The sequence below is a fragment of the Pseudoxanthomonas sp. GW835-FHT14C01 genome (assembly GCF_058793715.1).
In genome coordinates this window covers 1-19,666 of the sequence record NZ_JBXAGB010000003.1, presented here as the reverse complement: position 1 = coordinate 19,666, position 19,666 = coordinate 1, and the positions used below count along the sequence as shown (strand labels likewise).

Annotated in this window: 25 protein-coding genes; 16 read left to right on the top strand and 9 right to left on the bottom strand. The window is 69.3% G+C overall.

What is annotated here, in order from left to right:
- Positions 1–1,038, bottom strand: coding sequence for a type IV pilus twitching motility protein PilT (locus tag AC1Q5B_RS13425; protein ID WP_492632115.1), 1,038 nt, complete (start codon positions 1,036–1,038; stop codon positions 1–3).
- Positions 1,039–1,131: 93 nt separating this feature from the next.
- Between AC1Q5B_RS13425 and AC1Q5B_RS13420 the strand changes: the two genes are divergently transcribed.
- The 4 genes from AC1Q5B_RS13420 to AC1Q5B_RS13405 are packed head-to-tail and all read left to right on the top strand — an operon-like array spanning position 1,132 to position 3,719.
- Complete coding sequence (locus AC1Q5B_RS13420) at positions 1,132–1,809, top strand: YggS family pyridoxal phosphate-dependent enzyme (protein WP_492632114.1); 678 nt, start codon at positions 1,132–1,134, stop codon at positions 1,807–1,809.
- A 3-nt stretch (positions 1,810–1,812) separates the two neighbouring features.
- Positions 1,813–2,382 carry a hypothetical protein gene (locus AC1Q5B_RS13415; RefSeq protein WP_492632113.1) on the top strand — a complete coding sequence of 190 codons (570 nt, stop codon included), beginning with the start codon at positions 1,813–1,815 and terminating at the stop codon, positions 2,380–2,382.
- A 10-nt stretch (positions 2,383–2,392) separates the two neighbouring features.
- Complete coding sequence (proC, locus tag AC1Q5B_RS13410; protein WP_492632112.1) at positions 2,393–3,235, top strand: pyrroline-5-carboxylate reductase; 843 nt, start codon at positions 2,393–2,395, stop codon at positions 3,233–3,235.
- A gap of 22 nt (positions 3,236–3,257) precedes the next feature.
- Positions 3,258–3,719: a DUF4426 domain-containing protein gene (locus AC1Q5B_RS13405; protein WP_492632111.1), complete on the top strand. Its 462-nt coding sequence runs from the start codon at positions 3,258–3,260 to the stop codon at positions 3,717–3,719.
- 150 nt (positions 3,720–3,869) lie between these two features.
- On the opposite strand, the gene AC1Q5B_RS13400 is transcribed toward AC1Q5B_RS13405, so the two are convergent.
- Genes AC1Q5B_RS13400 through pdxH form a run of 3 tightly spaced genes read right to left on the bottom strand, consistent with a single transcriptional unit; the run spans position 3,870 to position 5,715 of the window.
- Positions 3,870–4,664, bottom strand: a complete 795-nt coding sequence (locus AC1Q5B_RS13400) for a cobalamin-binding protein (protein ID WP_492632796.1) — start codon at positions 4,662–4,664, stop codon at positions 3,870–3,872.
- Between the two features lie 2 nt (positions 4,665–4,666).
- Complete coding sequence (gene aac(6'), locus AC1Q5B_RS13395; protein ID WP_492632110.1) at positions 4,667–5,116, bottom strand: aminoglycoside 6'-N-acetyltransferase; 450 nt, start codon at positions 5,114–5,116, stop codon at positions 4,667–4,669.
- Positions 5,113–5,715, bottom strand: a complete 603-nt coding sequence (gene pdxH, locus AC1Q5B_RS13390; protein ID WP_492632795.1) for a pyridoxamine 5'-phosphate oxidase — start codon at positions 5,713–5,715, stop codon at positions 5,113–5,115. Before pdxH ends, aac(6') begins: the two co-directional genes overlap by 4 nt.
- Before the next feature lie 49 nt (positions 5,716–5,764).
- Between pdxH and AC1Q5B_RS13385 the strand changes: the two genes are divergently transcribed.
- Positions 5,765–6,574, top strand: a complete 810-nt coding sequence (locus AC1Q5B_RS13385) for a kinase (RefSeq protein ID WP_492632794.1) — start codon at positions 5,765–5,767, stop codon at positions 6,572–6,574.
- Between the two features lie 129 nt (positions 6,575–6,703).
- On the opposite strand, the gene AC1Q5B_RS13380 is transcribed toward AC1Q5B_RS13385, so the two are convergent.
- Positions 6,704–6,907: a dodecin family protein gene (locus AC1Q5B_RS13380; protein WP_192270205.1), complete on the bottom strand. Its 204-nt coding sequence runs from the start codon at positions 6,905–6,907 to the stop codon at positions 6,704–6,706.
- Between the two features lie 105 nt (positions 6,908–7,012).
- Here AC1Q5B_RS13380 and AC1Q5B_RS13375 point away from each other — a divergent pair, with 105 nt between their 5' ends.
- From AC1Q5B_RS13375 to AC1Q5B_RS13350, 6 genes are read left to right on the top strand one after another with little or no spacing between them, the layout of a single operon-like run.
- A complete protein-coding gene (locus AC1Q5B_RS13375; RefSeq protein WP_492632109.1) occupies positions 7,013–7,555 on the top strand; it encodes a shikimate kinase in 543 nt (180 codons plus the stop codon).
- Positions 7,552–8,655 (top strand): 3-dehydroquinate synthase, encoded by a 1,104-nt coding sequence (aroB, locus tag AC1Q5B_RS13370; RefSeq protein ID WP_492632108.1) that lies wholly within the window; start codon positions 7,552–7,554, stop codon positions 8,653–8,655. The genes AC1Q5B_RS13375 and aroB overlap by 4 nt, the downstream gene beginning before the upstream one ends.
- A gap of 9 nt (positions 8,656–8,664) precedes the next feature.
- Positions 8,665–8,919, top strand: coding sequence for a WGR domain-containing protein (locus tag AC1Q5B_RS13365; protein ID WP_492632107.1), 255 nt, complete (start codon positions 8,665–8,667; stop codon positions 8,917–8,919).
- A gap of 18 nt (positions 8,920–8,937) precedes the next feature.
- Positions 8,938–10,008 carry a uroporphyrinogen decarboxylase gene (gene hemE, locus AC1Q5B_RS13360; protein ID WP_492632106.1) on the top strand — a complete coding sequence of 357 codons (1,071 nt, stop codon included), beginning with the start codon at positions 8,938–8,940 and terminating at the stop codon, positions 10,006–10,008.
- Between the two features lie 31 nt (positions 10,009–10,039).
- Positions 10,040–10,675: a hypothetical protein gene (locus AC1Q5B_RS13355; protein WP_492632105.1), complete on the top strand. Its 636-nt coding sequence runs from the start codon at positions 10,040–10,042 to the stop codon at positions 10,673–10,675.
- A gap of 52 nt (positions 10,676–10,727) precedes the next feature.
- Positions 10,728–11,162: a hypothetical protein gene (locus AC1Q5B_RS13350; protein WP_492632104.1), complete on the top strand. Its 435-nt coding sequence runs from the start codon at positions 10,728–10,730 to the stop codon at positions 11,160–11,162.
- A 6-nt stretch (positions 11,163–11,168) separates the two neighbouring features.
- Here AC1Q5B_RS13350 and AC1Q5B_RS13345 read toward each other — a convergent pair whose 3' ends face one another.
- Both AC1Q5B_RS13345 and AC1Q5B_RS13340 read right to left on the bottom strand, forming a co-directional pair.
- Positions 11,169–12,134, bottom strand: a complete 966-nt coding sequence (locus AC1Q5B_RS13345; protein WP_492632103.1) for a hypothetical protein — start codon at positions 12,132–12,134, stop codon at positions 11,169–11,171.
- Entirely contained in the window at positions 12,131–15,715 is a 3,585-nt protein-coding gene (locus tag AC1Q5B_RS13340) for a hybrid sensor histidine kinase/response regulator (protein ID WP_492632102.1), read from the bottom strand. The genes AC1Q5B_RS13345 and AC1Q5B_RS13340 overlap by 4 nt, the downstream gene beginning before the upstream one ends.
- A 135-nt stretch (positions 15,716–15,850) precedes the next feature.
- On the opposite strand from AC1Q5B_RS13340, the gene AC1Q5B_RS13335 reads away from it, so the two are divergent.
- The 4 genes from AC1Q5B_RS13335 to AC1Q5B_RS13320 are packed head-to-tail and all read left to right on the top strand — an operon-like array spanning position 15,851 to position 18,673.
- Entirely contained in the window at positions 15,851–16,483 is a 633-nt protein-coding gene (locus tag AC1Q5B_RS13335) for a YceI family protein (RefSeq protein WP_492632793.1), read from the top strand.
- Positions 16,480–17,106: a cytochrome b gene (locus AC1Q5B_RS13330; protein ID WP_492632101.1), complete on the top strand. Its 627-nt coding sequence runs from the start codon at positions 16,480–16,482 to the stop codon at positions 17,104–17,106. The genes AC1Q5B_RS13335 and AC1Q5B_RS13330 overlap by 4 nt, the downstream gene beginning before the upstream one ends.
- Positions 17,093–17,656 carry a YceI family protein gene (locus tag AC1Q5B_RS13325; RefSeq protein ID WP_492632100.1) on the top strand — a complete coding sequence of 188 codons (564 nt, stop codon included), beginning with the start codon at positions 17,093–17,095 and terminating at the stop codon, positions 17,654–17,656. Before AC1Q5B_RS13330 ends, AC1Q5B_RS13325 begins: the two co-directional genes overlap by 14 nt.
- A gap of 6 nt (positions 17,657–17,662) precedes the next feature.
- The gene (locus tag AC1Q5B_RS13320) at positions 17,663–18,673 is read left to right on the top strand and encodes an alpha/beta hydrolase (RefSeq protein WP_492632099.1); all 1,011 of its coding nucleotides are present in this window, start codon (positions 17,663–17,665) and stop codon (positions 18,671–18,673) included.
- Here the strand turns inward: AC1Q5B_RS13320 and AC1Q5B_RS13315 are convergent.
- Both AC1Q5B_RS13315 and AC1Q5B_RS13310 read right to left on the bottom strand, forming a co-directional pair.
- Positions 18,606–19,088 (bottom strand): hypothetical protein, encoded by a 483-nt coding sequence (locus AC1Q5B_RS13315; RefSeq protein ID WP_492632098.1) that lies wholly within the window; start codon positions 19,086–19,088, stop codon positions 18,606–18,608. The two genes, AC1Q5B_RS13320 and AC1Q5B_RS13315, sit on opposite strands and share 68 nt — an antisense overlap.
- Positions 19,089–19,285: 197 nt before the next feature.
- Complete coding sequence (locus AC1Q5B_RS13310) at positions 19,286–19,513, bottom strand: glutaredoxin family protein (RefSeq protein WP_492632097.1); 228 nt, start codon at positions 19,511–19,513, stop codon at positions 19,286–19,288.
- Between the two features lie 76 nt (positions 19,514–19,589).
- Here AC1Q5B_RS13310 and AC1Q5B_RS13305 point away from each other — a divergent pair.
- Positions 19,590–19,666: serine dehydratase beta chain (locus AC1Q5B_RS13305; RefSeq protein WP_492632792.1), on the top strand; the 77-nt coding region annotated here is incomplete at its 3' end.

Genomic DNA, 19,666 nt, shown 5'->3' with positions numbered 1-19,666 from the left:
TTACTCGAACAGCCGCTTCTCCTTGGCATATTCCTTGGCCTGCTGGCGCGTGATCAGGCTGCGCTTCACCAGGTCCTGCAGGTGCTGGTCGAGCGTCATCATGCCGCTCTGCTGGCCAGTCTGGATGGCCGAATACATCTGGGCCACCTTGTCCTCGCGGATCAGGTTGCGGATGGCTGGCGTGCCCACCATGATTTCCCAGGCCGCAGTGCGGCCGCCGCCGATCTTCTTCAGCAGCGCCTGCGAGATCACCGCGCGCAGCGACTCGGACAGCATCGAGCGGACCATCGGCTTCTCGCCGGCGGGGAACACGTCGATGATGCGGTCGATGGTCTTGGCCGCCGAACTGGTATGCAGGGTGGCGAACACCAGGTGGCCGGTCTCCGCAGCGGTCAGCGCCAGCCGGATGGTCTCCAGGTCGCGCAACTCGCCGACCAGGATGTAGTCGGGGTCTTCACGCAGCGCCGAACGCAGCGCTTCGTTGAAACCGTGCGTATCGCGGTGCACTTCGCGCTGGTTGATCAGGCACTTCTGCGAGGTGTGCACGAATTCGATCGGATCCTCGACGCTGAGGATGTGGCCGTATTCGTTCTTGTTGATGTGGTCGATCATCGCCGCCAGCGTGGTCGACTTGCCCGAGCCGGTCGGACCGGTCACCAGGATCAGGCCCTGCGGCTGCTGGATCAGTTCGCGGAACAGCGGCGGACAGCCCAGGTCCTCCAGCGTCAGCACTTCGGACGGAATGGTGCGGAACACCGCGCCGGCGCCACGGTTCTGGTTGAACGCGTTGACGCGGAAACGCGCCAGCGACGGGATCTCAAACGAGAAGTCGACTTCGAGGAATTCTTCGAAGTCGCGGCGCTGCTTGTCCGACATGATGTCGTAGACCAGCGAGTGCACCTGCTTGTGGTCGAGCGCCGGGATGTTGATGCGGCGCACGTCGCCGTCCACGCGGATCATCGGCGGCAGGCCGGCCGACAGGTGGAGGTCGGATGCTTTGTTCTTTACCGAGAACGCCAACAGTTCGGCGATATCCATGACGCTGCTTCCCCAAGTTGCTGCGAACTGGAACCTTGATTCCCCGGAGGGCAGTATAGCGCCCTCGCCGTTCCCGCCAATGGTTGGACCAACATGCTCGCCGACACCCTCAGCGAGACCCTGCAACGTCTTGAAAACGCAGCAGATGCCGCACATCGGCCAGCCCCCGCGCTGCTGGCCGTGTCCAAGCTGCAGCCGGCCTCCGCCGTGGCCGAGCTGGCACGCGCCGGACAGCGCGCCTTCGGCGAAAACTACGTGCAGGAAGCGCAGGGCAAGATCGCCGAACTGGCGGGCATGGACTTGGAATGGCATCTCATCGGCCACCTGCAATCGAACAAGGCCGACATCGCTGCGCGCCTGTTCGACTGGGTGCAGACGGTAGACCGTCACAAATTGATCGGCGCCCTGTCACGGAATCGCCCGCCGGATCGGCCGCCGTTGAACGTACTGATCCAGGTGAACATCGACGACGAGGCCAGCAAGCATGGCTGCAGGCCGGACGAGGTCGATGCGCTGGCCGAGGCGATCGCCGCCGCACCGGCGCTGCGCCTGCGCGGGCTGATGGCGATCCCCGCGCCGCACCCGGACCCGACCGCGCGCATCGCGGCGTTCAGCCGCATGAAGACGCTGCACGATCGGCTGGCGTCGACGTATCCCGGCGCCGACACGCTGTCGATGGGCATGAGCGACGACTTCGCGCAGGCTGTCGCCTATGGCGCCACGATGGTCCGTATCGGCACAGCGCTGTTCGGCGCGCGACCGGCAAAGTAGCGCATGGACCCCGCTCAGGACCGCATCCGTTTTCCCGGCAACCCGTGGCCCGAAGGCCATGCGCTGGCCGAATTCGCATGGACGGCACGCACGGTCGACGGCGTGGTGTGGTGCGACCTGCACCTGCGCAGCGCGGACCATTACGCGGAGCGCGACATCGAACTGGACGACGACCAGGACCACGACAGCAGCTGGGACGCCGCCGGCGTGTGGGGCAACTACCATCGCTGCACGCTGTCGTCGACGTTCTGGGACGCCGACCGCGGCTTCCCGCTGTGTACGGTCGGCGACTTCACTCCGGACTGGCTGGATGGCCGGACCTTCGTGGTCGATACGATCGCCGGCGGCACGCTGGAGGACGTGGAACTCGACGACCTCGCCTTCCATATCTATCTGCTCGGCCACGACAGCGTGGCCAACCATCGCATCGGCTTCCACCGCGTCGGCGACAGCGACCGCTTCGACATCGTCTGGACCGGCGACATCGCCCTGACCTACACCGGCGACGAGGCCCTCGCCCACCGGTTCGAGGCACGCGCGACCGCCGTGCCGTTCCCCTCGCCTTCTCCCTGAGCCTGCCCCCATGACCGCATCGCATTCTCCGCTCCTGACGCATCCGCTGGCCTTCATCGGCGGCGGCAACATGGCGCGCAGCCTGATCGGCGGCCTGATCGCGCGCGGGGCGGACCCCTCCCGCATCCGCGTGGCCGAACCGGCGGAACCGCTGCGCGCCGCGCTGGCCGCGGACTTCGGCGTGCAGGTGTTCGCCGAGGCCGACGAAGCGGTCTACGGCGCCGACACCTGGTTGTTCGCGGTCAAGCCGCAGGTGATGCGCACCGTGTGCGAGAGCCTCGCGCCGCGCGCGCAGGCGCAACGTCCACTGGCGGTGTCCATCGCCGCCGGCATCACCGGCGCGCAGATGCAGCGCTGGCTGGGCGGCGGCGTGCCGGTGGTGCGCAGCATGCCGAATACGCCGGCCATGCTGGGCGCTGGCGTCACCGGCCTGCACGCCAGCGACGAAGTCGACGCTGCCGGCCGCCAGCGCGCGGCGTTGCTGCTGTCCGCCGCGGGCCCGACGGTGTGGATCGACAGCGAGGCGAAGATGGACGCGGTGACCGGCGTGTCCGGCAGCGGACCGGCCTACGTGTTCCTGCTGGCCGAGGCGATGGAAGCGGCCGCGCTGTCGGAAGGACTGTCCGCCGATGCCGCGCGCACGCTGGTGCTGCAGACGGTACTGGGCGCCGCGCGCATGCTGACCGAAAGCGGCGAGACGCCGACCGAACTGCGTCGCCGCGTCACCTCGCCCCATGGCACCACGCAAGCCGCCATCGAAACCTTCCAGGCCGGCGGCTTCGAAGCGCTGGTCGCGAAGGCCGTGCACGCCGCGACCGTGCGCGGCGGCGAGTTGTCGGCCGCGAACGACTGATTCCCTTTCTGAAGGTGCCCGCATGAAATTCCCGCTGCCGTCCCTCCTCCTGGCCGCCTCGCTGGCGCTGGCGGGCTGCTCCGGCGGCGAAGCGCCGCGTGCTGCCGAGTTCGTGCAGGCCACGCCGGCCGAGGCGGACTTCGGCGACCTGCGCGTGCGCTACAACGCCCTGCCGACGCTGGCCCTGAGTGAAGCCGTCGCCAGGGAGTACAGCGTTCCACGCGATGCCGGCACCGCGCTGGTGCTGGTCGCGCTGCGCACGGTGGCCGGCGGCGAGGAGGTCGATGCGGACGGCGAGGTCAGCGTCACCGCGCACGATCTGTCCGGTGCGCGGCAGGCCATCACGCTGCGCGGGATCGACGCCGGCGGCTATACCGACCACATCGGCACGGCCCGCATCTCGCCGCGCAATTCCTACCGTTTCGAAGTGGTGGTGACCGCGGGCGGACGCAGCGAGACGGTGAAGTTCCAGCGGAATTTCTGAGGCGAATCTGCGCCCTCCTGTGGAGACCTCGCGGAAAGACATGTGGGAGCGACGTCAGTCGCGATGAAGCACCGCGGTAGCCCATCGCGACTGACGTCGCTCCCACATCCCGCATCCCTACATTCCGAATCCCGTAGATGCAGGGCCAACTCAGCCGCGACGTTCCGCCCACCGCTGGATGATCGCCGCGATCGCCTGCACCCCATCGGTCAGCGCCGCCGGGCCCGGTTGCAGGATCAGCGGCGACTTGATTTCGTGCAGCTCTCCGTCGCGCACCGCAGGAATGGCGGCCCAGCCAGGACGCGCGGCCACCCGGTCCGGACGGAACTTCTTGCCGCACCACGAGCCGAGGATGATGTCCGGCGCGCGGCGCACGACGTCGCTGCCATCGGCGAGGATGCGGTGCTTCGCCAGCGATTCCATCGCCAGTTCGGGGAATACGTCGTCGCCACCGGCGATGCCGATCAACTCCGACACCCAGCGGATGCCGGTGATCTGCGGCTCGTCCCATTCCTCGAAATACACGGTCGGTCGCCGCGGCAGGCGCGCGGCCTGCGCGCGGACCTCGTCCAGCCCGCGCGCCAGCGTGTCGGCATAGTCGCCGGCGCGCGAGGCCACGCCGACCAGCGCCCCCAGCCGCCGCACATAGTCGACGATGCCGTCCACACTGCGGTGATTGCTGATCCACACTTCGACACCGTGCCGGACCAGTTCGGCGGCGATGTCAGCCTGGATGTCGGAGAAGCCGATGGCCAGGTCGGGCTGCAGCTTCAGGATCTCGCCGATCTTCGCGCTGGTGAACGCGCTGACCTTGGGCTTTTCCTTGCGCGCCTGCGGCGGCCGCACGGTGAAGCCGCTGATGCCGACGATGCGGTCCTGCTCGCCGAGCGCGTACAGCGTCTCGGTCGGTTCCTCGGTCAGGCAGACGATGCGGCGGGGGCCGATGCTCATGGGGCCAGCACCTTGCGGAAATACACCACGCGCTCGGTCTCCTCGAAACCGCAAGCCGCATGCGCGGCATGGCTGGCCGTATTGTCGAGCAGGGCGTCGGATGCCAGTTCGCTGCAGCCGCGCTCGCGCGTCCACGTTTCCACGGCGGCGACCAGGGCACGACCGACGCCGCGACCACGGTACGCTGCATCGACGTACCAGGCTTCCAGGAAACCGACCGGCGAGCCGGCCGTGCCGTTGACGTAGTCGTGGCGCAACGTGGCTTCCGCGAGGCCGACGGCACGGTCGTCATCGTCGAACGCGACCAGCGCAATCCCGTTGCTCCCGTCCCACGCCAGCGCCTCGGCACGCAGGTCGGCGAGGTCGGCGTCGGGCCACAGGGCAAGGCGCATGGCGACCCAGGCCTCGACGTCGGCAGCGGACGCCGGCCGTACGCGGACGCTCAAGGGAACAGCATCCGCTTGCTCCACGCGCCCGCGGCATCGCACTCGTAGCGCCAGCGCTCGTGCAGGCGGAACTGCGCGCCGTACCAGAACTCGATCGCCTCCGGCGCCACGCGGTAGCCGCTCCAGCCATCGGGGCGCGGCACGTCGCCGCCGGCGAAGCGCGCTTCCACGTCGGCCATGCGCGTTTCGAACGCCTCGCGCGACGCCAGCGTCTCCGACTGGATCGACGCCCAGGCGCCGAGTTGGCTCGGGCGCGGACGCGAGGCGAAGTACGCATCGGCTTCCACGTCGGCCACCGGCGTCACCGCACCTTCCACCCGCACCTGGATGCCGGCCTCGCGCAGGCTGCGCCACAGGAACAGCAGCGCCGCGCGTGGATTGTCGTGCAGTTCGCGCCCTTTCTGGCTGTGCGTATGCGTGTAGAAGACGAAGCCGCGTTCGTCGTAGGCCTTCAGCAACACGGTCCGTGCGGACGGCCGTCCGTCCGGCGTGGCGGTCGCGACCGTCATCGCGTTCGGCTCGACTTCGGTGCCCGCGGCCTTCGCTTCGCCGAACAGCGTGGCGAACGTGGACAGGGCTTCGGCGTACAGGTCGGTCATGGCGTCGTCAGGCAGCACCCGCGCATCGGGCATGCGCTATTGTCGCGCGATGACGCAGGCAACGCATCCCGAGGGTTTTCCCGACGCGCTCGTCGCCGACGCACTGGCCGCGGCTCGCGCCCGGCCGGTGCGCACGCCGGTGTTCGCCATCAGCGGCCTGCAGGGAAGCGGCAAATCGACGCTGGCCGCACAGGTCGCCGCGCGCGCGGAGGCCGACGGCCTACGCGTAGCGGTGGTGTCGCTGGACGACCTGTACCTGACGCGTGACCAGCGCCAGCGGCTGGCCCGCGAGGTCCACCCGCTGCTCGCCACCCGTGGGCCGCCGGGCACGCACGACGTCGCGCTGGGCTGCCGCGTACTGGATGCGCTGAAAGCGGGCGACGACATCGCGGTGCCGCGCTTCGACAAGCTCGCCGACGATCGCGCGGAGGACGCTTGGACGCGCGTGCAGGGGCGCGTCGACCTGGTGCTGTTCGAAGGCTGGTGCGTGGGTGCCGTGCCCGAGGACGGGCCAGCGCTGGCGACGCCGATCAATGCGCTGGAGCGCGAAGAGGATGCCGACGGGCGCTGGCGGCACTACTGCAACGCGGCGCTGCGGCGCGACTACTCCGCACTGTGGTCGCGCCTGGATGCGCTGTGGTTCCTGCAGCCGCCCGGTTTCGAGGTGGTGCGCACCTGGCGCTGGCAGCAGGAGCAGGCGATGGTGGCGCGCGATCCGGCCCGCAGGGGCATGGACCGCGCGCAACTGGACCGCTTCATCCAGCATTACGAGCGCACCAGCCGCCACCTGCTGGCGACGCTGCCGGCGACGGCGGATCGGGTTGTGAGGCTGGACGAGCAGCGCCGACCGATCATTTAGTCGGTTGTGGGAGCGACGTAAGTCGCGATGACGACATCCGGATAGTTCATCGCGACTTACGTCGCTCCCACACCCACCTGCCCCACACCCACCTGCCCCACACCTGCCTACTCCACGCCTGTCCGCGCCTCACGTCACCACAAACGTGATCCGCAGGTTGACGCGCCACTCCTGCACGTTCCCGCCATCGTCGGTGACGACCTTGATCTCGTTGACCCAGGCGCCCTTGATGTTCTTCACCGTTTCGGAGGTCTTCTTCAGGCCGACCTTGACGGCGTCCTCCATGCTGGTCTTCGACGAGGCGTTGACCTCGATGATCTTGGCGACGGACATGGCGCGTTCTCCTCGGATGGCCGGCTCGATGCCGGAGCGCCACCGTAGTCCCGCCGGTGTTAAATCCACGCCATGCGCGCGGGCGGTGCTAGCATCTGTCCCATCATGAATCCGGCCCCCAACCTGATCCTGGTCGGCCCTACCGGGGCCGGCAAGACCTCCATCGGCAAGCGCGTGGCCGAGCGCTTCGGGCTGGTGTTCGTGGATGCGGACCAGGCCATCGTCGACCGCACCGGCGCCAGCATCACGTCCCTGTTCGAGCACGTCGGCGAAGCAGGCTTCCGCGAGCGCGAGAAGGCCACCTTGGCCGACCTGCTGGCTGGCCAGGGGCAACTGATTTCGACCGGCGGCGGCGCCGTCCTGGATGCCGACAATCGGATACGGATGAAACAGCGCGGCTTCGTGGTCTACCTGCAGGTCAGCGTGGACGCGCAGCTGAAGCGTCTCGGCCGCTGCACCAACCGTCCGCTGCTGCAGCGGCCGGACCGCGAGCAGGTCCTGCACGACATGGCCACGCTGCGCGAGCCGCTGTACCGCGACGTGGCCGACCTGACCCTGGACACCGACGGGCTGACACCGCCCGAGGCGACGGCCCGTCTGACCCAGTTGCTGGCGCATCGCTGGCAGCCCATCGAAGAGAACGCATGAACCAGCTCCGCACCGTCGACGTCGGCGGCGAGATTCCCTATTCCATCGCCATCGGCCCCGGCCTGCTGACCGACGGCGCCGCGCTGGCGCGCCATGTGCGCGGTCGCCATGTGCTGCTGGTCAGCGATTCGATCGTCGCACCGCTGTATGCCGGCACGGTGCGCGAAGCGCTGCATGCCGCGCGCCCGGATCTGGCCATCGGCACCTTCATCCTGCCGGCGGGTGAAGAATCGAAGACGCTGGCGCACTTCGGCCACGCCATCGAGGCGCTGGCGACGCTGGGCGCCACCCGCGACGCCTGCGTGGTGGCGCTGGGCGGCGGCGTGGTCGGCGACCTGGCCGGGTTCGCGGCTGCGTGCTGGATGCGCGGCGTGGACTGCGTGCAGGTACCCACGACGCTGCTGTCGATGGTCGATTCGTCGGTCGGCGGCAAGACGGCGGTCGACATCCCGCAAGGCAAGAATCTGGTCGGCGCCTTCCACCCGCCGCGCGCGGTGTTCGCCGACACCGGTGCATTGGCGACGCTGCCGGCGCGCGAACTGCGCGCGGGACTGGCGGAAGTCGTCAAGTACGGCGCGATCCGCGATGCCCGCTTCTTCCAGTGGCTCGAGCAGGAACGCGCCGCCCTGCTGGCGATGGACGGCGAGGCACTGGCGCTGGCGATCGCCGCCAGCTGCGAGCACAAAGCCGAGATCGTCGCCCACGATCCGCTGGAACAGGGCGAGCGCGCCCTGCTGAACTTCGGCCACACCTTCGGCCACGCCATCGAGACCGAACAGGGCTATGGCGGCGTGGGCAACGACAACCTCAACCACGGCGAAGCGGTGGCGGTGGGCATGGTGCTGGCTGCGCGCCTGTCGACCGAGCTGGGCATGGCACCGGCGGATGACGCTGCCCGCCTCGAGACCACCCTGCGCGATTACGGTCTGCCCACCCGGATTCCCCCGGGCCTGGCGCCCGAAGCCCTGCTGGCCCGCATGCGACTGGACAAGAAGAACCTGGCCGGCCGCCTGCGCCTGGTGCTGTGGCGGGGCCTGGGCCAGGCCGAGGTGGTACCGGACGTGGACGAGGCCCGCGTGCTGGGGCTGCTGTCCGGCTAAAATGGCGCCATGCGCGTCTTCCTCCAGCAGCGCCCCGATGCGGGCGAAGCCCCCCGCTACGTCCAGCTGACCCTGCAGCCCGACCTGTTCGGCGGCTGGGAGCTGCTGCGCGAAACCGGCCAGATCGGCGGCCGCGCGACGCTGAAGCGCGAGCAGTACCTGCTGCAGGACGAAGCCTACGCCGCGTTCGAAAAGGCGCGCGACGGCCACCTCAAGCGCGGCTTCCAGCTGATGTTCGCGCGCGGCGCCGACGCGCCCAAGTAACCCTTTCCCGGATCCACGATGACCGCTTTGAAGAACGACCGCTTCCTGCGCGCCTTGCGTCGCGAACCCGTGGACCGCACGCCCGTCTGGCTGATGCGCCAGGCCGGCCGCTACCTGCCGGAGTACCGCGCCACCCGCAAGGAGGCTGGCAGCTTCCTCGGCATGGCCAAGAATCCGGAGGTCGCCTGCGAGGTGACGCTGCAGCCGCTGCGCCGGTTCGACCTGGACGCCGCGATCCTGTTCTCCGACATCCTCACCATCCCCGATGCGATGGGCCTGGGCCTGTACTTCGTCGAAGGCGAAGGCCCGAAGTTCGAGCGCACCGTGCGCAGCGCCGCCGACGCGGCCAAGCTCGGCGTGCCGGACATGGAGACCGAACTGCGCTACGTGATGGACGCGGTGCGGGTGATCCGCCGCGAGCTGGACGGCCAGGTGCCGCTGATCGGTTTTTCCGGCAGCCCGTGGACGCTGGCCTGCTACATGGTCGAAGGCGGCGGCAGCAAGGACTTCGCCCGCATCAAGGCGATGGCGCTGAACGAGCCGGCGGTGCTGCACCAACTGCTGTCGGTCAACACCGATGCGGTGATCGCCTATCTGGCCGCGCAGCGCGCGGCCGGCGCGCAGGCGCTGCAAGTGTTCGATACCTGGGGCGGCGTACTGTCGCCGGCGATGTACCGCGAGTTCTCGCTGCCGTACCTGCAACGCATCGCACGCGAACTGGACCGCGGCGAAGGCGCCGAGCGCACTCCGCTGATCCTGTTCGGCAAGGGCACGGCGGCGTATCTGGAAGACCTGGCCGCCAGCAGCGCCGATGGTGTCGGCGTGGACTGGCTGGTCGAACTGGGTGAAGCCGCGCGGCGTACCGGAGGCAAGGTCGCGCTGCAGGGCAACCTGGACCCGGCCACGCTGTACGGATCGCCGGACGCGATCCGCAACGAAGTGCGCCGCGCCCTCGACAGCTATCGCGACGGCAATGGCGGTTCGCGCGAAGGGCACGTGTTCAACCTGGGCCACGGCATGTCGCCGGACATGAATCCGGACCACGTCGCCGTGCTGGTGGACGAAGTCCACGCTTACAGCGCACGCTGACGCACCCGTTCCACCCCACCGGAGTGACGCAATGGAATGCCGCCACCTGCTTGCCCCCGCCGCTGCCGGCCTGTTGCTGGTGGCCGGCGCACGCGTCCGCGCCGAGGAAGCCGGCGCCGCGCGTGTCATGCACGTCACGGGCGGCGATTTTCCCGCGCTGGTGATGGTGGTGCCCGGCGAGCACGCCGCGCATGGCCTGGACGCGACACCCGGCTGCGACCGCATCCGTGCACGCCGCGTGGATGAACTGCCGCCCGGATGGCGCACGCGCGTGGCGCGCGTCGAGCTGGACTGCGAAGACACCGTGGCGGACGACGCGCAGCAGACCCTCACGGCGGTGACCGCGCGCGCCGTGTTGCACCCCGACCGCGTGCAACTGGCCGGCCAGCCGGTAGCGGAGGTGCGGCTGATGGATTCGCAACGCTGGGGCGACCACCAGTATGTGCTGGCCGCCCCGTTCGCAGCCGTGGCCCCGGTGGTCCGGCGCCTGGTCGAAGAGACCTGCCTGGCGCGAACGCTGGCGGAGGAAACGCCGGTCGCCGCCTGCACCATGCTGGCGGCCGACGACGGCCTCTACCTGCCTTCGTCCGATGCCGGCGGCATCTGGATCCATGCGGATCCGGACGACGCTACCCGTACGCTGTACGTCGAAGCCTGGGCGGACTGAACCGATGCGCTTGCTCCCTCTTGTTTGCCTGCTCGTTCCGGCGTCCGTCGCCATGGCGAATGAATCCCTCTCGTTCGCGGGCGATTACGGGCATGGCGCGACGCATGACGCCAACGATGTCGTATGGCGTGTCCAGGACATGGGCGATGGATGGCGCCTCACTTCCACCGGCGATGGCAAGGTCGTCGATGCGCACCGGCTGGGCGAGCGTGGCCGCGCGGCGTTCTGGAGCCGCATGGCGTGGCCTGTCGACAGCAGCCGCGATGCGGAGTGCCTGACCTGGGGCAGGAAACCGGCCTCGCTGGACGACCTGCTCGCGGACGCGCCGCCCGCTCCTGCCCCGCCCGGCGACGATTATGGCGAGGGTGTGCTCTGCCACGTGCCGTCCACGGCGCGCGCTCGCATCGACTGGCTGGCCGGCAACACCAGCGACTGGTTCTACTACGACACCGTCGCCGGCGTGATGGACGTGCGCCGGCTGCGCTGAGCCGCCTCAGCCCACACCGGAACGCGGGCTGCGCAGGCGGGGCGTGGTGCCGTCGCTACGCTCCGGTGGCGCCCGGTATTCGAAGCGCAGTTCGCGCATCCCGTCCGGCACGTGCGGGGTCATGTCCTCGGGCGGATGGCAGCCATCGACCCAGCGGCCGCTGGCGACGTGCGCCATGAACTGCGTGAGTATCGCCTGCGACGATCGGGCGTCCACCGCTTCGACGCGGTCGGCGAACCCGACCGCCAGCGCCTTGCCATCGACACTGGTGTTCAACAGCGCACCGGCCGCCTCGGGATCGGGCGCATCGACCTGCACGATCGGCGGCGGCATCCAGCACTCGCCCGTGCTGTACAGCCGGGTTTCCCGCACCAGCCGTGTAGTGAAGTCCTTCAGTTCGGCGTGCAGGGCCTCGGGCGCATGCACCGCAGCCTCGCCGCTGTAACGCCCCTTGATGTAGTAGAGGTCCTTCGCCAGCAGCGTCATCGCCGACGCGTAACGCTTGCCGTCGCGGGCCAGCATGAAGCCCGACGAGTACAGGGTGGCGTGCCGCCGGTCCTTGTCGTCGCCGAACTCGATTCGCAATGTCTCCAGTCCGCCTGCCGGCAGCCCACCGTTGCCGGGCAGCGCCCGGATGCCGTCCACCGTCCCCTGCGCCATCGCGCGCACTCGATCGTCCGGCACGATGCCGGCAGGGAAGAAATAGACGTCGATCCAACGGTCGCGCAGGTCGCCGTGCTGGTAGCGCACCGAGGCGCCCGCCTCGGCCTGCTCGTACCGGTGCTCGTCGCGGGCGACCCATTCGCCGATCTTGAGCGGATACAGGATGCGGCTGTCCTGCAGGAAGCCGCCGAGGAACGGGCGCTCGGCCTGCTCCTCCTCGGCAGGTGCCTGCGCCAGGGCCGTGGGAGACGCCAGCCAGCAGGCGATCGTCAGCGCGATGCCGCATGCGTTTCCGTATCCCGTGCTCAAGCCCGCGCTCCCTGCGGTCCATCACCGATGGCCGTTGCCTGCGCCAACGCCCTGGCGATCACATCGGCCAGCATGTCGCCGGTGACCGGCTTGCGGATGAAATCTTCGAACCCCGCCTGTCGCGCGAGCGGTTCGGCCTCGGCATCCGTGCGTGCGGTCAGTGCGATCAGTGGCGTAGGCACGCCCTGCAGGCGCAATTGCCGCGCCAGCGCCATGCCATCCAGGCCCGGCAGGTCGAGGTCGAGGAACGCGATGTCGAACGTGGTCGTCACCACCTCGGTCAGCGCGGCCAAGCCGTGCGGCGCGTGTGTCACCCGATGGCCACGCGCGCGCAGCAGACTCGCCACGACCTCGGCCACCATCGCGTCATCCTCCACCAGCAGGATCTCCAGCGGCCCGACGGGGGCCTGGAGGCGTGCCTCGTCAGCCACGGGCGGCACCTCCGCACCGTCATGCGAGACCGGTTGCAGCACGGGCAGGTCGACGGAAAACCGCGTGCCCCTGCCCGGCGCGCTGTCCACCTCGATGCGCCCGCCCATCGCACCGGCCAGCTCCTGGCAGATCGCCAGGCCGAGCCCGCTGCCGCCGTAGCGGGCCGTGGTCTGCGCACCCTCGGCCTGTTCGAAGCGCCGGAACAACCGGGTCTGCTGCTCGGCGTTGATGCCGGGACCGGTGTCGCCGACGGTCAGCCGTACGCCATGCGGCGACAGCGGCACCGCGTGCAGCGACACGTGGCCGGCCTCGGTGAACTTGATCGCATTGCCGAGCAGGTTGAGCAGGATCTGCCGCAGCCGCAGCGGGTCGCCACGCACCATCCGCGGCACCCCGGCGGCGATACCGTCCTGGAAGGCGAGGCCGCGCTTGCCGGCGACCGGCCCCATCAAGGCGACGACATCGGCCACCAGCGCATGCAGGTCGAACTCGACCTGCTGCAGTTCCAGCTTGCCCGCCTCGATCTTCGCCAGGTCCAGCGCGTCGTTGACCAGGCGCAGCAGGTGCGTGCCCGCCCGCTGGATGGCGTCGGTGTAACCTTTCTGGCGATCATCGAGCGGCGTGGCCTGAAGCAGTTCGGCCATGCCCAGCACGCCGGTCATCGGCGTACGGACCTCATGGCCCAGCGTGGCCAGGAAGCGCGTTTTCGCCAGCGACGCCTGCTCGGCCACTTCACGCTTGTGCTCGGCCAGCTGCCACGCGCTGCGACGACGCACGCGCCGGCGATACGCCGCGGCGGCGATCAGCATCAGCACCATGCCCAGCACGGCGAACAGGGCCATGCCCCACACGCTGCGCCACCACGGCGGCAGCACGTGCAAGGGAACGATCAATTCGCGCGAGGCGTTGCCCGCGGCGTCGTAGGCCTGCACGCGCAGCTGGTAGCGCCCGGGCGTGAGCGCGGAGAACACCCGCTCGCCGCTGGCGCCCTGGTCCACCCAGCCGCTGTCGAAGCCATCCAGCATCGAGCGGTAGCGGTTGCCCAACGGATTCTCGTAGCTCAGCAGGCGGGTGCCGACCAGCAGTTCGTGGTCGTCCGGCTGCAGCACCAGCCGCTGGTCGATGCGCAGCGGCAGCACGTCGTCGCCGCGGCTCACCTGCAGGCTGTCCAGCACCAGGTTCGGCGTCACCGGCCGGGGGTCGGGCAGGTGCGTGTCGAGCAACGCGACCGACCCGTCCGCCGCGGTGGTCGCCAGCAGGCCGTCCGCCGTCATCAACAGGCCGCGGTCGTTGAGCTCCTGACTCAGCAGGCCCTCGCGCACGCCGAAATTGCGCAGCAGCGCACGCGATCCCCGCAGGTTGGGATCGATGCGGAACAGGCCGCGACGCGTCCCCAGCCACACCCGCCGCTGCGGATCCACCGCCAGTCCGGTGGACTCGACCGCCGGCAGGCCGTCGTCGGCGCCGATGCGGCGCTCGCGCACCCAGCGCGCACCGTCACGACGCCACGCTTCCATGCCGGACATCCGGTGCAGCCACAGCCGGTCGGCATGTTCGAATGCGAAGGCATAGACGCGCTCGCCACCCATTTCGCCCACCGCGGCGAAACGCGACGCCGCAGCGTCCCACACCATCATGCCGGCCGCGCCGCCCAGCCAGACACGGCCATCGGGTGCGACCGCGATGCCTTCGATGTCGGGCAGGCCGTCGCCGTCCTCCCGCCTGGCGATCGTGCGCAGCACGCGCCCGCTGCCCAGTTCGCGCTGCTGCACGCTGCCCATTTGCGAGACCACCCACAGCGTGTCGTCGGGGGCTTCCACCAGCCAGTCGATCGACGTGTTGTCCGGCACCGCGTCCTCGCCGTCCTGCGCCCACTGCCGCAGGGCACCGGTGCGGGGATCAATGCGGATCAGGCCGCTGCGGTGTCCGATCCAGAGCTGGCCGTGGCGGTCCTGCCGGGTGGAGGTGAGCCGCAGTTCGCCCAGCAATGCCGCATGGTGCGGCAACGGCACGACATGCCCGCTGCGCGTGTCCAGCCGTTCCAGCTTGCCGGTGCTGCTGGCTATCCAGATGCCGTCGGCGTCGGCCTGCGACAGGCCGCGATAGAGACCGCCACCCAGGCCCTGCGCCGACGAGAACGCCGCGATGCGGCGCCAGTCCGAACGCAGGTAGGCCAGGCCGCGCGTCGGCACGGGCACCCACAGTCCTCCATCCGGCAGCGCGAGCACGGTCTGCAGCACGCGACCGATGCCCACGTTCTGCGCGTCGTAGTTGACCGGCGCCGGCGCGCGATCACCCTCCGTGCGCCACAGTCCGCCCTGGCTGGCCAGCCAGTACTCGCCCTGGCCGTCGCTGGTCATGGCGATCAGCGCGTTCGGCCGCGCGAACATGGGCGACCATGGCGGCGATCCCCAGCGCCCGTCGGGCGACCAGCGGTGCACGCCATCGGACGCACCGATCCACATCGCATCGCGGTCGGCCGTCACCGAATAGATGATCAGACCCTCGCCGCCCGGCAACGCCAGCCGGCGCAGCCGGCCACCGTCGTAGCGGGCCAGCCCGCCCATGGTGCCGACCCACAACACACCCCTGGCGTCGAACGCCAGCGACAGCACGTTGTCCGACGGCAAGCCTTCCTCTCCCTCCGCCGTGGCGGCGAAGCGGGTGATGCGGCCGTCGGCCGCCAGCCGGTGCAGGCCACCGCCGAACGTGCCGAACCACACCTCGTCGCCGCGACTGGCGATGGCGAACACGTCGTCGCTGCGCATCTGCGGGTGCTGCGCCTGCCGGTAGTGGCGGAAGCCCCTCCGGTCGACATCCATCATGCTCAGCCCGCCGTTCTCGGTCGCCACCCAGATGCGGTCGCGCGCATCGATGTGCAGCGCCTGCACGACATTGCCGGGCAGCGAAGCCGGATCGGCGGGATCGTGGCGCCAGACCTTGAAGCCGACGCCGTCGTAGCGCGCCAGGCCGTCCCAGGTCGCGATCCACAGATGGCCGGCGCGGTCGCGCGCGAGCGCGGGGATCGTGGTGGAGGGCAGGCCGTCGCCGGCGCCGAGCAGGCGGAAGCGCGGGATCTCGGGCACCGTGGCGTGCGCAGGCGCGCTCAGCAGGCAGAACAGCAACCACCACCACGCGCGCATCGCCATGCCTGTCCGTCCCTCGTTCCCTGATCGACCCCGTCCGGCATCGTCGCAACGGACCGTTGCACGTGCAAGCGGGGTATCTTCATGGCCCGGCCCCTAGAATCCGTCCCCATGCCCGGACCGACCACCCGCCTGCTGATGCGCAGTCTCTGCCTGCTGGCGTTGCTGCCCGCCCTGGCATCCGCGCGCGGTGCGCCCGCAGAGTACCGATTGGATCCGGTGCATACGCGCGTGATGTTCGCCATCTCGCACGCCGGCTTCTCCAACGCACTCGGCACCGTGTCCGGCAGCACCGGCACGCTGGTGTTCGATCCGGACGACTGGACCCGCGCACGCGTGGACGTGCGGGTGCCGATCGCGCGCGCCGACCTCGGCGATGCGGACTGGAACAAGGCCACGCTGGCGAAGTCGCTGCTGGATGCGGAAGGCCATCCGGAAGCGCGCTTCGTCTCCACGCGGGTCGAACCGGTCGACGCCACGCATGCGAAAGTGCATGGCGACCTCAGCCTGCGCGGCGTGACGCGCGAGGTCGTCCTCGACGTCACGCTCAATGCCGTCAAGCGCCACCCGATGCCGCCGTTCCGGCGCACGGTCGGCTTTTCCGCGACGACGACGCTCAGCCGTGCCGACTTCGGCATCACCGCATGGAAGTCGGTGATCGGCGACGAGGTCGAATTGCGCATCGAAGCCGAGGCGACCTACGACGGCAAGGCCGACGAGGCTGCCGCCGATACCCCGCCTTCCCCACCGCTTCCGGAACCGACGCCATGACCCTGAAGAACACCGAACACCACTGGGGCGCCGTCAGCCAGTTGTTCCACTGGACCATCGTCGTGCTGATCCTGGTGATGGCCTATCTGGGCCTGACCATGGGCGACCTGCCCAACGGCCCGCGCAAGATCAACATCTACGCACTGCACAAGTCGATCGGCCTCACCATCCTCGCGCTGGTGGCGTTGCGCGTACTGTGGCGCCTGTATGCCGGCGCACCCGCGCCGGTCCCGGGCACGCCGACCTGGCAGCAGCGCATCGCTTCGGCGACCCACTTCCTTTTGTACGCACTGCTTTTCGCGATCCCGCTGTCGGGCTGGGTGCTGAACTCGTCCGCCGGCTATCCGCTGCAGTGGTTCAAGCTGTTCAACCTGCCCGCCATCACCGGCCGCAACGAAGGCGTGCACGAAGCCGCCGAAGGCGCGCACGAACTGCTGTTCTGGGTGCTGGTGGTGCTGGTACTGGCGCATGCCGGCGCCGCGCTGTACCACCATCTGTTCCAGGGCGATGCCACGCTGCGCCGCATGCTGCCGGGCCGACGCGCGGTCGCGGCAGCGCCCGTCGCCGCACCGCCCGCTCCTCTTCCCCCCACCCCGCAGGATTCTCCCGATGAAAACCCCTGACCGCGTGCGCCTGGCGCTCGCTTCCCTGCTGCTGGCCGTCGCCGGCCAGGCCACCGCCGCCGACTACGTGCAGGCGCCGGGCTCGACGCTCGTGTTCGCCAGCAACTACCAGGGCGAAACCTTCACCGGCAAGTTCGGCGGTTTCACCACTACGCTGAGCTTCGATCCGGCGCAGCTCACCACCAGCAAGCTGGATGTCGCCATCCAGCTGGCCGGTACGCAGACCGGCAATGGCGACCGCGACGGCACGCTGGTGTCGGCCGACTTCTTCAACGTCGCCAAGTTCGCGCAGGCGCGCTACACCGCGACCAAGTTCCGCTCGCTGGGCGGCAACCAGTACGCGGCCGACGGCACGCTGTCGCTGCGCGGCATCACCAAGCCTGTGACGCTGACCTTCACCTGGACTCCCGGCGCACAGCCCGTGCTCACCGGCAAGGCGACGGTGAAGCGGCTGGACTTCGGGGTCGGCGGCGGCGACTGGGCCGACACCTCGACGATCCCGAACGAGGTCGCGATCAGCACCAAGGTCATGTTGAAGCCGGCCAAGTAACACGGGATGCGCCGGCGACGCCTGCTCCTCCGCATCGGCATCGCCGGACTCGTCGCGCTCGCCGGCGGCCTGGTGGGCGTGTGGTGGTTGGGCGGCCAGTTGCTGGCGCCGCGTCCCGCCACGGTCGGAGCACCGCCTGCGGATCTGCACGCCATCGACGTGCACATCGAAGTCCCCGATGCCGCCCCCGTGGCCGGCTGGTGGATCGATGGCCAGGCCGGCCACGCCAGCGTGCTGCTGTTGCACGGCATCCGCGCGGACCGGCGCGCGATGCTGGGCCGTGCGCGGTTGCTGGCGCGGCACGGTTACGCCGTGCTGCTGATCGATCTTCCCGCACACGGGGAGAGCCACGGGGATGCGATAACCCTGGGATGGCGCGAAGCCGCCGCGGTCATCGCCGCTCGCGGATGGATGGAGCGGCAGCGCCCGGGCGAGAAACGCGCAGCGGTCGGCGTGTCGCTGGGCGGCGCTTCCGTGCTGCTCGGTCCGCAACCCAGCGGCTTCGACGCGATCGTGCTGGAAGCCGTGTATTCGACGGCCCACCAAGCGATCCGCAACCGCATCGCCATGCGACTGGGCGACACGGCGGCCGGACTCTCTCCGCTATTGGAAATGCAGGCCAGCATGCGACTGGGCATTCCCGTGCGCCAATTGGCGCCCATCGATCGCATCGGACGTGTCGGCGCGCCGGTGCTGGTCATCGCAGGTGGACGAGACCGTCATACGCTGCCTGCCGAATCGCGTGCGATGTACGAGAGTGCGCGACAGCCCAAGTCGTTCTGGCTGCTGCCGGATGCGGCCCACGTGGATTTCCAGGCGCATGATCCAGAGGGCTACGCCGCTCACGTGATCGGCTTCCTGGATCGGCAGCTCGATACGCCGCGCGACACCGACCAGCGCTCCCGTGACCTCGACCAGCACCAAGGCGATCTTCAAGCCAAAATGATGCTCAGGGACGACAGGAACGGGGGTCGGACGCCTGCGCCGGTACGACCAGGTGACCCAACCCGTAACTGAGCGCACCAAGGACGTCTCCCTCGCGACTACGGGTATGGCACGTCAGACAATCCCGGCGCGCGCGGATAGCACCCATCGCGCGCTCGCCGCCGGGCAGCGCATGCCGCACGATCTCCTGGCCTGTTCCAAGGGCGGCGACCGCGTCGCGCTCCCATGCCTGCAGGCTTCGGGCAGGCATGACGGGCAAACGCAGGCCAGCATCGCCACCCTCGTGTTGGAAGCCCATGAAGTTCGCGGGATAGACGACCGGCGGATCGTGCCAGGCGATGCCGATCAGTTCCACGTCGTGCACGCAGCGGCCGCTGCCGCCAATGCCCTCGAACTGATAGTGGCGCATGCGTACCATCATGGGCGTCACGCGCGTCTTTCCGAATCCCTGGCTGTTCACGAACGCATCGACGAAATCCTCGTGCATGCGACGGAGCGCGGCCTCATCGCCAAGCACGCTGCCCGTGGTCGCCAGTGGCGCACAGACCGCGGCCATCACGGATACCAGCAGCCACCTTCGTGTCGCCGTCATCGGAATTCCCCGAACCCGGATGGCGCGAGCCTACCGTAATCTCCTGGCGGCTCCGCCTGCATTCGCATGTCGGGTTCTCCTCACGGACAGGTTCAGGAACGCACGAATGCCGCCACCCTCTCGATGCCGAACGGCCAGTCCAGTTCCGCACCGGTGTCGCTGCGATGCAGCACGGGGACGCGGATGCCGTAACGCGCTTCGAGCGCGTCGTCGCCATCGATGAAAACGCTTTCGAACTCGGGAACGCGCGCGCTGGCGAGGATATCGAGCGCCAGGTCGCAGAGGTGGCAGTCGTCGCGCTGGTAGAGGATCAGGGGCATCGCGGCTGAGGGGTGAAGGGTATCCAGCGTCTACGTGCTTAGAATAGCGGCCTTTTTTCGATGGCGGTTCTGCAGCATGGCAGTCAGCACGTTCGACCTGTTCAAGATCGGCATCGGTCCGAGCTCTTCGCATACGGTCGGACCGATGCGGGC